Consider the following 16515-nt stretch of genomic DNA (forward strand, 5'->3'; position numbering starts at 1 on the left):
GCCCTGAACACTGGCAGTAGAACGAACCCCGCTATCGCCCCGTTCCAGTTCCTGCATCATTAATCCATAACTAATATAATCTAAACCGCCACCGCCATATTGTGCCGGAATGGTGGGCCCGAAGCAGCCTAATTGACCCATTTGTGATACAATTTGCTCGGGAAAAGCTGCATTTTGTGCATATTCTTCTATAATGGGCGAAATTTCTTTTTTTACATAATTACGCACAGCATCCCGTACCATTTTGTGTTCTTCGGTTAATAAATCATCTAACTGAAAATAATCGGGTGACTGGAATAAATCGGTTCTGGCAGCCATATTCTTTTTTTTATTAGAATGAATCGTTGAATTTCAGGAAAACAGGTTTTAAACTACACACCTAATACAATTAAAACAAATGTAACAAGATGCACACATCTCTCCGCATTTTGTTACATTTTTCTTTTAGGATTGCCCTTGCTTCGAACGCAATATTGATTGATGAATTGAATCTTCATCCGGCATCTGTTTTTTTATGAATAATATTTAATGGGTTTCAACTTTATATTTGTATATCAACGACTTGAACATTACACTGCTAAACATGCTATTTTGAAAAAAATTCTCAGCCACTTAACTTTTTATGTTTTTATTGCAATTATTGCTGCCATTGCATTGGGTGTTTTTTTCCCGGATACAGCTGTTTCCATGAAGTTTTTAGGCACTTATTTCGTTGATTTAATTAAAATTTTTATTGTTCCCATTATTTTCTTCACCATTGTATTGGGTATTTCGAGCATGGGCGATTTGAAAAAGGTAGGCCGAATTGGTATAAAATCCATTATTTATTTCGAGCTCATTACAACGCTTTCCTTATTGATTGGAATGGGTGTAGCGTTAATACTTAAGCCTGGAAATATCAACAAACAGTTATTACCTGTGGCAGCAGCGGCAAAAGCAACCACTGCATCCAAATCATTTAACTGGCTCAGTTTTTTGCAATCCAATACCACCATTCAAGCTTTATTATTGGCCATCATTGCAGGGATTGTTATTAACAAAAATAAAAACAGAATCAACATTATTCATCAACTAGGCAAATTATCACATTATGTTTTTATTGCACTAAAATATGTGATGTATCTGGCGCCGGTAGGCGCTTTTGGAGGAATGGCTTTTAGCGTAGGTAAATTTGGATTGGCTACGCTGCTGCCACTTGCCAAATTAGTGGCTTGTGTTTATGGAGCATCTGCCTTGTTTGTTTTTATAGTATTGGGCAGCATTTTAAAATATTACAATTTAAGTATCTGGAAATATTTGGTGGCTATAAAAGAAGAGCTTTTATTGGTGTTGGGAACCTCTTCATCAGAAGCTGCCTTGCCTACTTTAATGTCGAAACTAGAAAAGATGGGCTGCAGTAAAACGGTAGTAGGTTTGGTAATACCTACCGGTTATTCATTCAATTTGGATGGTACTTCCATCTATTTATCGATGGCAGTCATTTTTATAGCACAACTGTATCAGGTACATTTAAGTTTTGAGCATTTACTGATGTTAATACTGATACTAATGCTTACCTCAAAAGGAGCTGCGGGTGTTACCGGCAGCGGCTTTATTGTATTAACCACTACCCTTACTGCCATACACACCATACCTGTAGAAGGTTTGGCATTTTTATTAGGGGTAGATAAATTTATGAGTGAAGCAAGAGCCATCACCAATTTAATTGGCAATGGCGTTGCTACCATTGTTATTGCAAAAAGCGAAAAGGAGTATGTGAATCCTGCTACCTGATTATCCAAAAATCTGATTCATTAAACCGGCCAAATGCACACCGCCTTTTAATAATTGCTCATTAGCAGTTTGAATATGGTCGTACACATATCGGTAACTTAATTTTTGATCGGGTGCTTTTACTTCAGCATATAATTTTTGTGCTATTACATAAGAGTCATAAATCCATTGACTAACGGGTTGCTGCATCCAGGCCTGGCGTTGCGCTTTGTTGGTATAATTGATGGCATTGGTATATTCCGTATAGCTTAACTGCTCACTGCTGATTAATTTATCATCCCAAACCGAATGTAAATTGGTAGGCTGGCCAAACCAAAACACTTTAATTTTATTTCCGCCGGCATCTTCTTCCCGGCTAACGTGCATGGGCTGATGTACATCCCCAACAATATGAATCAATAAACGTACATACATTTTTTTGACATCCTTCGATAAGTCTTTGCGCTTTAATTCAGTGGCTAAAAAATTAATTTTGGTATATGCATCTGCAATGGTATCCTGCGCCAGATAAGCATTCAATTCCTCCTGCGTTAAATTATCGGCTACATTTATGTAATGCCATGGAGAGAGATAATCGTATTCATGATCAGATCTTACAAAATCGGCCCATGTACTGGCTAAAGCCATGGTTTCATTGCCTAAAATATCTTTAATGGCTGCAGCAGCTTTTGGAGTTAAATAACTTTCAGCTATCTGGCCAACTACCCGATGGCCTAACATGCCCCATGCCATTGATGATAAAGGCACATAAAATAGTATCGCAATAAAAAATAGTTTTCTTCTCATAATCTCATTTTTTTTAAACGAAAGTAAAAGATGCCGTTTAAAAAATGGATTAATAAATTAAGAACGGTTAAATGGGTGAAAATATCTGTTAAAAAGGATTTTTGGAAAATTGCTGCAAAAAAATGTAATTTGCTGTTTGAAATTGTCCCCCAACAAATCAAAAAAGATAAAGCATGAAGTTTAGTGGATGGCAGAATTATGCTGATTATTAACCAATACTTACGTGCATGTACAGATTTGTTATGGTAGATGACCACTACCGAACCCATTGGCGCTTTAGAGATTTTTTTATAGAGCGTACCGACTTTGTGATGGAGAAGGCTTGCTACTCCGTTTATGAATTTTTAGTGTATATCAAAGACCTGGAAATTGCAAAGAAGCCCCTGCCTGACTTATTGGTAATTGATATTAATATGCCCGGAGCAGATGGAGCCTCGCTTGCCCATTACATGAAGATTTTTTATCCCAATATTAAGATTTTAATACTCACTGTTCATGATACGGAAGAAAACCTGTTTAATGCCACACTTTGTCTGGCAGAAGGGTTTATCATGAAGCCCTTCTTTGAAGACCTGATTATTGATGCTTTTCAAAGAATTATGAATGGTGAGGAGTTTTATCTGGATCCCAGAACCACATTGCCTTATCCTACCATCATTGAAGATTCATTAGCTTATCGGGAATTGAAAATCAGAAATGTTAATCCATATAATTATACGGAATTAGAACGCAAATATCTGATTTTTCATGTAATGGGTCTTACTGTTCCGCGTATGGCCTATTTGCTGGATATTACAGAAGATGAAGTGCGTAATTTGCATGAATTAATGGTAAAAAAAACCGGCATTCAAAATGTTCCAAAAATTAAAGAAGACAGTAATCTGCGTTATTTTTCCATTAAACATAACTTAGCCCGAATGGCCGATTACAGAGCTTTTCTGGCAAGCTAACTTTACAAACAAAAATAGTTTTATAAAAAGACCCGCCCCAATTTGGAGGCAGCCTTTTTATTGTCTGAAACTTGTGTGCTGTTCGTTTTTACTTACTCATGGGAATATCATTATCCATTTCAGTAATATCTACATTCCGCTCAGTATGATCGCCCATTAAGTATTGTGAAAAATAATCTGCCATGCGCCACCAGAAATACTCAGTCATATCACCATAACCATGTCGTTGGCCGGGCATCATTACCAAATCGAATCGTTTATTGGCTTTTATGAGTGCATTAGCCAAACGAATGGTGTTGGCAGGATGCACATTGTTATCAATATCGCCAGTAGAAAGCATTAAATGCCCTTTTAAATGGCTGGCAATAGTTGGATTTTTATCAATACTATACACAAAACTGGTATCGCCTCCTTTAATTACCTCTTTTACACCATGATGCTTTTCACTCCACCAACGGTTATATATACTGTTATCATGATTACCCGATGATGCAACGGCTACTTTAAAAAAGTCAGGGTATACCAACATGGCAGCTGCACTCATAAATCCACCCCCACTATGCCCATGAATACCCACACGATTGATATCCATGAAACTATACTTATTGCATAATTGCTCTGCAGCAGTTTTTTTATCGGCCAAACCATAATCACGTAAATTACCATATCCATACGTATGGTACCATTTGCTACGCGAAGGGTTGCCACCTCTGTTACCAACTGTTACTACTACAAAACCCAATTGTGCCAACCGATCGGTTCTATTCATATTGGTAGAAAATGCTGTATTCACTGCTTCGGTTTGAGGGCCGGGATAAACATATTCTATCACCGGATATTTTTTGGTGGAATCAAAATCAAAAGGTTTATACAATACACCATATAAATCGGTAATACCATCATCTGCCTTTACACTAAATGGTTCGGGAAAATGATAACCGGTAGCCATTAAGGCTGATAAATCGGCTGTTTCTAAATTCATTAAAATTTTTCCATCACTATTGTATAAAACCGAAGCTGGAACGGTATTTACCCTGCTAAAGTTATCTATAAAATAACGGTTATCATCATTCATATCCACCGCATGATCAAAGTTCCCAGAATTCAGTAAGGTTAATCCCGTACCATCAAAATGAATACTATAGGCATGCAGGTAATAGGGATTTTCATTTTTCTCTTTGGCATTGGCAGTAAAATACAATATTCTTTTATCTGCGTCAATGCCTAATATATCTTCACAATGATAAGGGCCTGATGTAATTTGGTTTTTCAATTTTCCATTGCCATCATACAAATAAAAATGCCCCCATCCATCCCGTTCACTCCATTCAATAAGTTCTTTGCCATCATTTACCAGTCCTAACCTCCTTACCTCTACATAAGTATTAAAACGCTCTTCAATTAATGTTTGAATGGTATCGGGCACTACCCAGGCTTTGCAAATATCAATTCTTTTTAAATCGCGACTGGTACGTGTAAAATAAAATGCCTGATTATTGCCTAACCAAATACTGGGTCGGGTATCATCATCTCTATTATTCTTTTTGTCAGGAGCCGCCCAAATACTGATATCTTGGTCTTTAAAAGCCGCCACTTGCAATTCTTTACCTTCCTGCTTTTGCATATCAAACACATATAAATGATCTACCGGTGATTGTTTTTCACCGGGCATCCAATATTTATATGTTTCTAAGGTAGGCCTTGGTTGTGCAATGCTATTAATCACCCATAAATCTTGCACATTTCTATTGTCTACCCTTGTTAAACTAAAATACCTGCTATTGGGCGACCAATAAGCCCAAACGGATTTCCTTTTTTTCTTATTTTTTTCTTTATCTACATTCGATTCGCCTAAGCCCGATAAATTGGAGGAATTGTAGTAACTAAAGTTTTCTATACCATCTTTTGTTAAAGCATGTTCTACAATGGTAGAGTCATCTTCATTTTGCAGGGCTTTTTCATAATTCTGCTTATCCATCCAGTACAAATTATTCTCTCTTCCAAACAAAATAATGGCACTATCGGGCGAAATATTTGCCCAGGCGGGCTTTCTTGCAGGGCGCTTAAAATCTTTCAAATCCACCAATTCATTGGTATGAATGTTGTATTCAAAGTAAAACACTTTTTTCTTTGGCTTTGGTTCTTCGCTCTTCTTTATGGAAGTGTCGGTGTTCACCTCGTCAATTGAACTTTTTATTTGAAATTGAATCCAGTTTTCATCACGAACAAACTTTAAACTATCTATGGGTAAATGTTGTGCATCGAAAGGGTCTTTCACCATTAAAGTGATGGCTACAGCCAATTTACCATTGTCAAATAATAATTTTTTTTCATTTTTAACAGGATCAACCAACAGCCACTTTTTTCCTGCTGTAGTTTCATACATATACCAAAAACGGTTCGATTTTTTGAGCCAGTGGGGATCAACGGCTGTACTAAATACCATTTTCTTTAACCGGTTCGGGGAATACTTTGCTGCCAGTTCATAATTAGCTTTCGTAACCAATTGTTGGGCATACAATATGGATGTACACACCAATAACACCATCAATAAAAATAATTTTCTCATAGCATTTTTTTGGAAAATTAAAAATAGCCAATTAACCAATATCCCAAAAACCGCTTATCCATAAACAGCCGAAAAATATTTGAAGCAAATAGAGTTAATTTGTACAAACAGAAAATGATGACAGCCTACAGCACAGATTTTGCATTTGCTAAAAATGCCGATGAAAATGATCCTTTAAAAATATATCGTAACGCGTTTTATTTCCCAACCATTCATAACAAAGCGGCCGTTTACTTTTGTGGCAACTCATTAGGATTACAACCCAAAAAGGCTGCAACCATCATAGAAACGGAATTGGCCTCCTGGCGTAACCACGCCATTGAAGGCTTTTTTACCGGCACCCATCCCTGGTTGTATTATCAGGAATATGTAAAACCTTCACTCGCCAAAATAATGGGATGCCTGCCACATGAAGTAACTGTAATGAATACACTGACGGTGAATTTGCACTTACTGCTATTAAGTTTTTATAAACCCAATTCAAAACGATTTAAAATTATAATGGAGGCCGGCGCTTTTCCGTCCGATCAATATGCCGTTGAAACGCTGGTAAAACATTATGGTTTAGAACCTACATCTGCCATTATTGAAATACAGCCTGAACCGGGCAATAAAACTTTACAAACCAGCGCAATTATTACAACCATTGAAACACATGCCAACGAATTGGCCTTAGTTTTAATAGGTGGCATACAATATTATACCGGACAATTGTTTGATATTAAAGCAATTACTGCTGCAGCACACAAAGCCGATGCCGTTGCAGCTTTTGATCTGGCACATATAGCAGGCAATGTACCGGTTCAGTTACACGAATGGAATGTAGATTTTGCCGTTTGGTGCAGTTATAAATATTTGAATGGCGGGCCGGGAGCAATTGGTGGTATATATATTCATGAACAATATGCCACCAATATTAACTTTCCGCGTTTAGGTGGTTGGTGGGGAAATGATGAACAAGAACGATTTAAAATGGAAAAAGGTTTTAAACCAAAAAACAATGCCAGCGGTTGGAACATAAGCACTACACAAGTGATGAATACTGCCGCACTAATGGCATCGCTCGAAATTTTTGAAGCAGCAGGCATGGATGCAATTCGCAAGAAAAGCATAGCATTAACCGGTTATCTGGATTTTCTATTAAAGCAATTACCCAATATTGGGTTTGAAATGATTACACCCGCAGCACCTAAAGAACGGGGTGCACAATTATCGCTTTATTTTAAAGAAAATGGCAAAACCATACACAGCAAAATGTTGGAAAAAGGAATTATAGCAGATTTCAGAGAACCGGGGGTAATTCGTATAGCTCCGGCACCATTGTATTGCAGTTTTCAGGATGTATTTGCATTTTATGAAATATTAAAAAATGAATTTTAATATGAAACCGGTTCATCAATTACTTTGCCTCGGCGATTCCTACACCATTGGTGAAGGTGTACCATTGTATGATAGTTTTCCTTATCAACTGATGCAGCTACTTCGCCAAATGCAGATTCATTGCAATGCGCCCGAAATAATTGCCAAAACCGGTTGGACCAGTTTTGAGCTGGCAGAATATTTAATTCATCACCCTTTCAGCACAAATTATGATTTTGTAACATTATTAATTGGCGTTAATAACCAATACAGAAATTCCGATATTACTGAATTTGAAAATGATTATCAATTCCTGTTACAAAAAGCCATACATTTTACAGGCAACCAACCCGGCAAAGTAATGGGCATTGCAATTCCCGATTGGGGCTATTCGCCTTTTGCAGCGCGTAAACATGCAACAAACATTGAAAAAATTCACAAAGAAATTGATACATTGAATGTTATTTGTGAAGCACATTGCAACAAAGCAGGTGTACATTTTATCAATATCGCCAACTTAACAAAGTATATTGTTGAAGAAGGATATTTTACGGATGATGGGTTACACTACACCACTACAATGTATCGGCAATGGGCACAAATGATTGCAGTACTGATAAAAAAATTACAGTAATTTTTGAGAAAGTATCTGTTGCATAGTCAATTGGTATTTTGCAGCTGCTGCAGTTGCAGCTATTTGAAAATTTTCAGTATCATCTGCATAAATAATGCTTCTACTGGCATTTACTAAAAGTCCAACATTTTTATTCCACCCAAAATCAGCCACTTCATTTAAATTGCCGCCCTGTGCACCAACCCCCGGCACCAGAAAAAAGTGTTCCGGAACAATTGAACGAATTTGTTTCATTTCCACAGTTTTGGTTGCACCTACCACAAACATTAATTGCTCAGTTGTTCCCCAGTTTGCTACTTTTTCTATAACTTTTTCGTACAGTTTTTTTTGTGAATAAGCACCGGAATTACCGCCTGTTTCCTGAACGATTAACTGTTCAAAATCTTCACTGCTTTTGTTTGAAGTTAAGCCCAATACAATGGTAACTTTTTGGTTATACTCTAAAAACGGGCGAATACTATCTTCACCCATGTATGGCGCTACTGTTACAGCATCGAAAGGATATATTTCAAAAAACGTGCGGGCATATTGTGCAGCAGTATTGCCAATATCGCCGCGCTTTGCATCAGCAATAGAAAAATGCGTAGTAGGGATATAATGCAAGGTTGCTTCCATTATATCCCAACCCTTTGCACCCATCGCTTCATAAAAAGCCGTATTCAGTTTATAACTTACACAAAAGGTTTTAGTTGCATCAATAATTGCTTTATTAAAATTGAGTACGGCATTGGGTTGCTGTTGCAAGTGTTTAGGCAGTTTTTTTAACTCGGTATCTAAGCCAACACACAAAAAACTTTTGTTTTGAATAATTTGTTGCGTTAAATCTTTCAACAGCATAAACAGATAGTTAAAGTTCTAATTTTTGATAATGAGTTATTTAGTATACAAACACTTTATAGCCCCATGCTTCTAATGGTAACGACATACCCTTTGCAATACTCACTTTTTCGTTCGTAAATAATTCAGTAGCATTTCCAATAATTTGGGGATGATTCAAATTAATGGCTACGCGCTTACTACTCCAATTCAATACCACCAATACTTTTTTATTCTTCATGGTTCGTAAATAAGCAAATACTTTATCATCGGCATTGGTATGAATTTGCATAAATGTTGCATTTGCAGCCAAAGCTTCATTTTCACTCCTTAAATGCAATAACTTAGCATAAAAGGGTGCCCGTTCGTATTTATTAAATACCATAGTATCTTTATCAAAAAAGCGAATAACCCTTAATACAGGTTCTTCCTGGCCGCTGTAAATGAGGGGAACACTTCTCACAATTGTTTGCGTAAATACTGCAAAAGGGGCATGACTGGCGCCGGGCATGGTTGAGAAATCGGCTCCATTCCAGCTATTCTCATCATGATTACTGGTAAAATACATGCGCAATGCATTTTTGGGAAACAAACTATCTGTTCTATGCAAAGCACTATCTATTGCATAAGCCGGCTTTTTACCTTTTGCAATTTCTTTCATGATATTAAAATCATTCCAGGTATAAGTGGCATCAAAACCATCTTCATTTAAAGCAGGCTTATCGCCTTCGGCCAACATAAAAATGTTTTTATCTTTTCTTAATGTAGCAATGCATTTTTTCCAGAAATCATCCGGAACATCACTGGCCACATCACAACGATAACCATCTATTCCGGTAGAATCAATCCAATATTTCATTTGCGCAATCATTGTATCGCGTAATTCATTATTGGCATAGTTTAATTTACGCGTATCTGCCCAATCAGCAGCCATTGCAGGTTTGCCTGTACTGTCTTTCACATAAAAATCAGGATGTTTGGTTAACCAATAATGATCAGCTCCTGTATGATTGGGTACCCAGTCTAATAGTACTTTAAAACCTTTTTCATGGCATAATGCAACCAACTGCTTCCAATTTGCCATTGTACCAAATTCAGGATTTACATCCATATAAGTACTTACTGCATAATAACTTCCTAAGCTGCCTTTACGATCTGTTTTGCTGATAGGATTAATGGGCATAAACCATAAAGTTTGTACACCCATTGCTTTCAGTCGGTCTAAATTGGGCTCAAAAGCTTTAAATGTTCCGGCAGCAGTGTACTGACGGATATTTACTTCATAAATATTGCCCTGCATAATCCAGGCAGGATGGCCATTAATAGTAGCCGTATCATTGTTTGCAACAATTGATTGTTGATGAGAAGGTTGATTACAGGCAGTTAATAAAACAATGGCCGCTAAAAGACTTAGGAATGATTTCATTTTACAAAAATTGAATGTTAAAAAACCACGTTCAACAGAATGGCCTTACAAAAATAAATACCATTGCCGATGTAAGTGATAGAATGGATGTGTAAATTAAACACATTTAAACAAGTTTTGAAAAAATTACTGCATAGTTTGAAGAATAACAGGAACGAATTCCAATGAAAAAATTAAAATAAAAGAATTTGAATGATAAGTTTTTTATTTGTAGCATTATTATAAACGATTGTACAATGGAAAATTCATCCCCCTATTACCACAACTATTTGCAATTAAATCATATTTTAAACAGTCAGCAACCCATTAGTTTTAATGAAGGAAATGAGCCGGCGCATGATGAAATGTTGTTTATTATAATACACCAGGCTTACGAGCTTTGGTTTAAACAAATTTTATTTGAGATAGATAGCATTACTGCCATTTTCAGAAAAGAAACCATAAATGATAATACGGAAGATGCGGGTATTATTTTGCAGCGCATTAAAAGAATCAACACCATCTTGAATTTATTAAACCAACAGGTACGCATTTTGGATACGATGACACCACTGGATTTCCTGTCGTTTCGGAATTTACTTGTTCCGGCATCCGGCTTTCAGAGTTTACAATTTAGAATGATTGAAGCCAAATTGGGTTTAAAAATGCAACAACGCCACCGATCTGATTATTACAAAAGAACCAACGAAGGCGGCTTTACGATGACAGATTATTCAACCATTAATGAGGCAGAAGCAACACCATCATTAGCTGAATTATTGAACAGATGGTTAGAGCGTATGCCTTTTTTAAAACCGGATTTATGGAAAACTTACCGGCCCATTTCATTAACTCCATCTTCTATTACAGAACACCCTTTCTGGAATGATTACAGACATTTATATGTAACAAACTTAAACATACATGAAAAAAATAAATTAACAGATTTTGATTTTGTTTTATTCAATCAAAACAATGGTAATCTTACAGAAGAAGAATGTAAAGCACTCAGGCACCAGTTTACCGCATCTGCACTGCAATCGGCCTTATTCATGATTCTATACAGAAATTATCCTTTGTTCCAAACTTCATTCCAAATTATTGATGCATTGATTGAAACAGACCATTTATTAAGCACCTGGCGCCATCAACATTTAACAATGGTGCGCAGAATGATTGGCATGCGTGTTGGTACCGGCAATACCAGCGGTGCCGGCTATTTAGAAGGCGCTGTACAACAACATTTTATTTTTAAAGATTTAGCCGGCCTGTCTACCTTTCTGATTGAAAGAAAAAAACTGCCGGTTTTACCTGAAGCTGTTTTACAGCATATTACTTATACATTGTAGCATACATTATTTCTTAAGTTTTGCTTGTACTTCTTTAAGTGGAGCAATATAAATACTGCGCCCATGTGTCCCCAATATAATTTCGTTGGCTATAGGTTGGATGGCAATATCGTGTACCGGAATACTAAAAGGCAAACCATTATTCCATCCCATAAACGTAGTACCATTGTCGGCACTTACATACAATCCGCCATCAGTACCCACATAAATTACATTACTGAGTTTGTTGTCTTCTTTTATTACATTGATTGATTCATATGGCAAATCAGCACCAATGGACTTCCAGGTTTTGCCATAATCATCGCTTACAAATAAATAGGGCTTAAAATCATCATTCCGATAACCATTTAAACTTACATACACCCTGTTTTCTTTAAAAGCACTGGCAGTTACCCTGCTAACATATAAGCCTTTAGGTAAACCATCCTGAATAGATTGCCAGGTATAACCATCATCAAAACTAACATGTAATGAGCCATCATCGGCACCGGCATACAACAAACCAAACTTCAAAGGACTTTCACTAATGGTAGTTAATGTGCCAAATGGCACATTGCCCTGTGGTGGATTGGTTGTTAAGTCATTACTCAACGTTTCCAAATCTTCGCCCCGGTGCAATGAACGTTGAAATTTATTACTGCCATAGTATAAAATATCCTGATTATGCCTGCTTAATAAAATAGGTGTTTGCCAGTTAAAACGCAATGGCGCTTCTCCTAAATCGCCACGCGGATGGATATAAATAGTTGAATCCTCTTTTGCATTAGCAGCAGCAACCGACTTTATTGAACTTTCCGATTCTCCCGGAACTGCATCTGCGTCCGGCTCATCAACAGATACACGCCTGTTTTTATTGCTACGCATATAATTTCCAAACTGAAATCCGGAATAAACCGTTGTATTGTCGCTCCAATCAACCTGCACCTGCATACCATCGCCACCATTAATTGGTTTAAACGCATAGGAACCACTCGCCATCCATCCGGGATTCTCTTTATGGTTTGAAGGGCCGAACCAACTGCCGTTATCCTGTAATCCACCATAAACATTGTAAGGAGTAGCCATGTCATAAGTAACGGAGTAAAACTGACCAACGGATGGGGTATTCGCCTTAAACCAATGCGCACCATCATCATAAGTAATATTGCAACCTCCATCATTACCAATAATCATGTGTTGATCATCAGCAGGATTTATCCAGGCTATGTGATGATCGGCATGGGTTAATACATTATTAATTGGTTTAAATGTTTTACCACCATCCGCACTTAATTCAACATCAAAACCGGTAATCACCAATTTATCATCATTGGCAGCACTGGCAAATATTTTACCAAAGTAATAGCCATAGGTATTGTATAATTTCAATTGTTTATCATTCATTTTTTTCCAGGTTTTACCTGCGTCCTCACTCCTGTATACTTCACAACCAATAATGGGTGTTGTGAATAAAGCAGTATTTGCATCCATTAAATAATCCCAAATACAGGTGGGCTTTAATTCATTTGCTTTAACTTTTTCTTTAATAATTTCCGCAGTGTATTTTTCAGGAATTCCATTTCTACGCAGTCGTAAAAAAGTATTTAATTTTTTATTATCTAAAGCAAGGAATGCTTCTTTCGATAAATGTTTAAAATCAGTGAGGGTGTATTTTGAAGTATCGGTCATTTTTTTTGCAGTATCAGGCAAATGAAAATTATTATCTACCACAGCATACACCCAATTGGAATGTTGATGAGCAGTTGCTAATCCAATTCTGCCAACGCCTTTGCCAACAGGGAAACCTGCACCTTCATTCGTTATCAACTTCCAGGAATTACCGCCATCCGTACTTTTATAAATACCACTACTCGCTCCACTTTCTTCAAAGTTAGCAGCCGTGCGGGTTCTGTACCATGCTGCCGCATACAATACCGATGGATTTTTTGATTGAATATCCAGATCTACTACTCCTGTATTTTCATTCACAAACAAAGTTTGTTTCCAGGTTTTACCACCATCTGTTGTTTTGTACACACCCCGCTCTATATTGGGAGAATACAAGTGGCCCAGTACGGCAACCCATGCAATATTTTTATTGGTGGGATGTAGTACAATTTTTCCAATATGATGACTTTCAGGTAATCCCATATACTGCCATGTTTTGCCACGATTATTTGATTTGTATACACCCAATCCTGCATATGATGAGCGACTGCTATTTACTTCGCCTGTACCTACCCAAATGGTACCGGATGTCCAGTCAACCGCTATGGCCCCTATTGTAATCACATGCACGCTATCAAAAACTGAGGTAAAGCTCTGTCCGTTATTTTGGGTATACCATAATCCTCCGGTTGCATAGGCCACATAAAACTGAGTAGGACTTTTAGGGTTTACGGCTAGGTCAACAACGCGACCACTCATAATGCTGGGACCTACATTTCTAAATGGAATTTGATTAATAACTGATTGAGCTATCAACGCCGATTTTTTCTCCAATCCCTTCAATCTTTGATCGGCTGAAGTTGGAGGCACTTGTGCAAACAGGCTTATTGCAATACACAAGCATACAGTGATTAAAGTTAGTTTTAGCATAATTTTTTCATTTAGCATTTCATAAATGAATGCGGATCTATACCGTAAACCTTAATTGCGGAATAAAAAGTACATTCGTAAATCTAATATACAATTTATGCGTTGGTTAATCATACCGCTTATAACTATTTTTCATTCCGGTGTTTTTGCACAATGCAAAACTTTTATGATTTCTGATCGTGGAGATACCCTGAATTGTATAGATATGAACAATAAAAAACAGGGTAAATGGCTCATTCATGTAGATGAATTAAGGGGTGAACCCGGTTATGAAGAAGAAGGAGAATACAAAGACAATTTGAAAGAAGGCAGATGGAGAAGGTACAGTTTGATGGGTGATTTAATTGCCGTTGAAAATTATCGATGGGGAAATAAAGACGGCCAGCAGGAATATTTTTACAACGGTTCAATTGAACATGTGGAAAGTTGGAAAGCAATAGACCCACAAAAAAAATATGATACCATTTATGTTCCCGATTTGTATGATGAATATAAAGTTGACAAAAAAATCATTAAAATTAATGCATATGCGGTGAAAGACGGGATTTGGAAATATTATTTACCGGGATCTTCTTCTTTAATAAGAACAGAAACCTACAGTTATGATGCCATCGTAAAGCCAAAACCCGTTGGTACGCATCAAAAAGATACTTCAGCAAACACAATCAATGAAAATACATTATTGCAGGATAGTTTACCAAAAGAAAAAGTAAACAACGGTAATAAACCAAAAGAAATTTTACAATTCGAAAAAAAGAACCAGCATCGAAAAAAAGTGAAAATGCGGGATGGAACAACGGGTAATTAAATTAAAACATGTTTTAATTATGTCAAAATAAAACAATAAAATTCTGCCATCTCGTCATTAATTCATGACCGCACCTCCTCCCTACCATCTTCAGGAACTGATTCAACACATATATGAATCAACAGTATTGAATACCGAACCAGTATGGCACATGGCTGGGCATTGTACCAAAGCTATTTTCTGTCATTTTTGCAGTATCTGGAAGGGTTATTTTGCTTTGTGATAGATGAGGTATTCATAACCCTGTAATTCAAAATCTATTTTGCCGGAAAAGGTGAACTGCAGGCCGGAAAAGGGATTGGTAAATGCACCGTTTAACCATTCATGCTGTACCGAAAATTTTTGTTTGTCATCCCCACTCAGGTTTAATAATACCAGCAATACTTCATTATGCCAATAGCGCATGAATGCCATAATGTTATTGCCGCTTACGGGCAAAATAAAGGTTTCACCTTTCATGATAAGATCGGTTTGCCGCAAGCTGGATAATTGGGTATAAAAATCTTCCAAACCCAATGGCTGTTGCCATTCAATTAAATCTTTATCAAAAAAAGATAATCGCTTTTTATTCGGACTTTCCTGGCCACTGTATATCAATGAGAGCCCCCTCCACAAAAAACTATGTACGGCCAACGGCAGGGCGGCACCGCCATATTTTTCATATTCCGTTCCATTCCAACTGTTCTCATCATGATTGGATGTAAAAAACAACTTATAACTATCGGCCGGATATTGGGAATAATCGTGCAGGGTATTGTATAAATTGCTCATGCCGGCCGTGCCTTTGGCATAGGCTTCGGTTTGGTGCATCCATTGCCAGGCATAGCTTACATCAAATGCATCATGGTATTGTACATTTTCGGTTTCGGCCAGCCAAAACAGGGGCTTAACGGCATCGCATTGCTGCCGGGCTTCCATCCAAAAATCTAAGGGTACCAAATGGGCCATATCGCACCGAAAGCCATCAATGCCTGCCTGGTGTATCCAAAACTGCATGGCAGCTATCATGGCCTTACGCATTGGGCTTTGCGTATAATCTAAATCAATCACATCTTTCCAGCCATTTTTCTCCGTAAAATTTCCTGCTGCATCTTTTATATACCAGTCCGGATGTTCTTTGGTCCAGTGATGATCCCATCCGGTATGGTTGGCCACCCAGTCAATAATTACCTTCATTTCCAATGCCTGTGCCTGTTGCACCAGCGCTATAAAATCGTTAAGGGTACCAAATTCAGGATTTATGGCTGTATAACTGCTGCAGGCATAATAACTACCCAGTGTGCCCAATCTGTTCAATTGCCCAATGGGTGTAATGGGCATCAACCAAAGTATACGTACCCCCATTTGTTGCAGACGGGGCAAATGGGCGGCAAATGCCCGAAAAGTTCCTTCAGGGGTATATTGCCGAACATTCACTTCATAAATAACGGCTCCGTTAGCCCAGGATAACATAGGGAAATGATTGGCCATAACTGTTGTGTGTTTACAA

At 37.4% G+C, this 16515-nt stretch carries 13 protein-coding genes; 6 read left to right on the top strand and 7 right to left on the bottom strand.

Annotated features, from left to right (window positions below; translation table 11 throughout):
* The coding region (locus A0F92_RS10475; protein ID WP_167517023.1) for an acyl-CoA dehydrogenase family protein at positions 1 to 318 on the bottom strand (318 nt) is incomplete at its 3' end.
* A 273-nt stretch (positions 319 to 591) separates the two neighbouring features.
* On the opposite strand from A0F92_RS10475, the gene A0F92_RS10480 reads away from it, so the two are divergent.
* Entirely contained in the window at positions 592 to 1773 is a 1182-nt protein-coding gene (locus A0F92_RS10480; protein ID WP_253810362.1) for a cation:dicarboxylate symporter family transporter, read from the top strand.
* Here the strand turns inward: A0F92_RS10480 and A0F92_RS10485 are convergent, their stop codons facing one another.
* Entirely contained in the window at positions 1774 to 2559 is a 786-nt protein-coding gene (locus A0F92_RS10485; RefSeq protein WP_068245435.1) for a S1/P1 nuclease, read from the bottom strand.
* A 227-nt stretch (positions 2560 to 2786) separates the two neighbouring features.
* Here A0F92_RS10485 and A0F92_RS10490 point away from each other — a divergent pair, with 227 nt between their 5' ends.
* Entirely contained in the window at positions 2787 to 3509 is a 723-nt protein-coding gene (locus A0F92_RS10490) for a response regulator (protein WP_167517024.1), read from the top strand.
* Between the two features lie 88 nt (positions 3510 to 3597).
* Here A0F92_RS10490 and A0F92_RS10495 read toward each other — a convergent pair whose 3' ends face one another.
* Complete coding sequence (locus A0F92_RS10495) at positions 3598 to 6078, bottom strand: S9 family peptidase (RefSeq protein WP_068245439.1); 2481 nt, start codon at positions 6076 to 6078, stop codon at positions 3598 to 3600.
* Positions 6079 to 6177: 99 nt separating this feature from the next.
* On the opposite strand from A0F92_RS10495, the gene kynU reads away from it, so the two are divergent.
* Both kynU and A0F92_RS10505 read left to right on the top strand, forming a co-directional pair.
* Positions 6178 to 7458, top strand: a complete 1281-nt coding sequence (kynU, locus tag A0F92_RS10500) for a kynureninase (RefSeq protein WP_253810364.1) — start codon at positions 6178 to 6180, stop codon at positions 7456 to 7458.
* Positions 7448 to 8071, top strand: coding sequence for an SGNH/GDSL hydrolase family protein (locus tag A0F92_RS10505; protein ID WP_167517025.1), 624 nt, complete (start codon positions 7448 to 7450; stop codon positions 8069 to 8071). Before kynU ends, A0F92_RS10505 begins: the two co-directional genes overlap by 11 nt.
* On the opposite strand, the gene pyrF is transcribed toward A0F92_RS10505, so the two are convergent.
* Together pyrF and A0F92_RS10515 are read right to left on the bottom strand one after the other, a co-directional pair.
* Positions 8063 to 8908, bottom strand: coding sequence for an orotidine-5'-phosphate decarboxylase (gene pyrF, locus A0F92_RS10510; protein ID WP_068245448.1), 846 nt, complete (start codon positions 8906 to 8908; stop codon positions 8063 to 8065). The genes A0F92_RS10505 and pyrF overlap by 9 nt on opposite strands.
* Before the next feature lie 40 nt (positions 8909 to 8948).
* Positions 8949 to 10313: an alpha-amylase family glycosyl hydrolase gene (locus tag A0F92_RS10515; RefSeq protein ID WP_068245449.1), complete on the bottom strand. Its 1365-nt coding sequence runs from the start codon at positions 10311 to 10313 to the stop codon at positions 8949 to 8951.
* Positions 10314 to 10549: 236 nt separating this feature from the next.
* Here A0F92_RS10515 and A0F92_RS10520 point away from each other — a divergent pair, with 236 nt between their 5' ends.
* Complete coding sequence (locus tag A0F92_RS10520) at positions 10550 to 11641, top strand: tryptophan 2,3-dioxygenase family protein (RefSeq protein WP_068245450.1); 1092 nt, start codon at positions 10550 to 10552, stop codon at positions 11639 to 11641.
* A 6-nt stretch (positions 11642 to 11647) separates the two neighbouring features.
* On the opposite strand, the gene A0F92_RS10525 is transcribed toward A0F92_RS10520, so the two are convergent.
* Positions 11648 to 14218: a WD40/YVTN/BNR-like repeat-containing protein gene (locus A0F92_RS10525; RefSeq protein ID WP_167517026.1), complete on the bottom strand. Its 2571-nt coding sequence runs from the start codon at positions 14216 to 14218 to the stop codon at positions 11648 to 11650.
* A gap of 166 nt (positions 14219 to 14384) precedes the next feature.
* Here A0F92_RS10525 and A0F92_RS10530 point away from each other — a divergent pair, with 166 nt between their 5' ends.
* Positions 14385 to 15026 carry a hypothetical protein gene (locus tag A0F92_RS10530; RefSeq protein WP_068245462.1) on the top strand — a complete coding sequence of 214 codons (642 nt, stop codon included), beginning with the start codon at positions 14385 to 14387 and terminating at the stop codon, positions 15024 to 15026.
* Between the two features lie 207 nt (positions 15027 to 15233).
* Here the strand turns inward: A0F92_RS10530 and A0F92_RS10535 are convergent, their stop codons facing one another.
* On the bottom strand, positions 15234 to 16496 hold the full coding sequence (locus A0F92_RS10535; RefSeq protein ID WP_068245465.1) for an alpha-amylase family glycosyl hydrolase: 1263 nt from the start codon (positions 16494 to 16496) through the stop codon (positions 15234 to 15236).
* Positions 16497 to 16515 lie beyond the last annotated feature (19 nt).

The sequence above is a fragment of the Hydrotalea flava genome, assembly GCF_001623405.1.
In the GTDB taxonomy this organism is placed as follows: Bacteria; Bacteroidota; Bacteroidia; order Chitinophagales; family Chitinophagaceae; genus Hydrotalea; species Hydrotalea flava.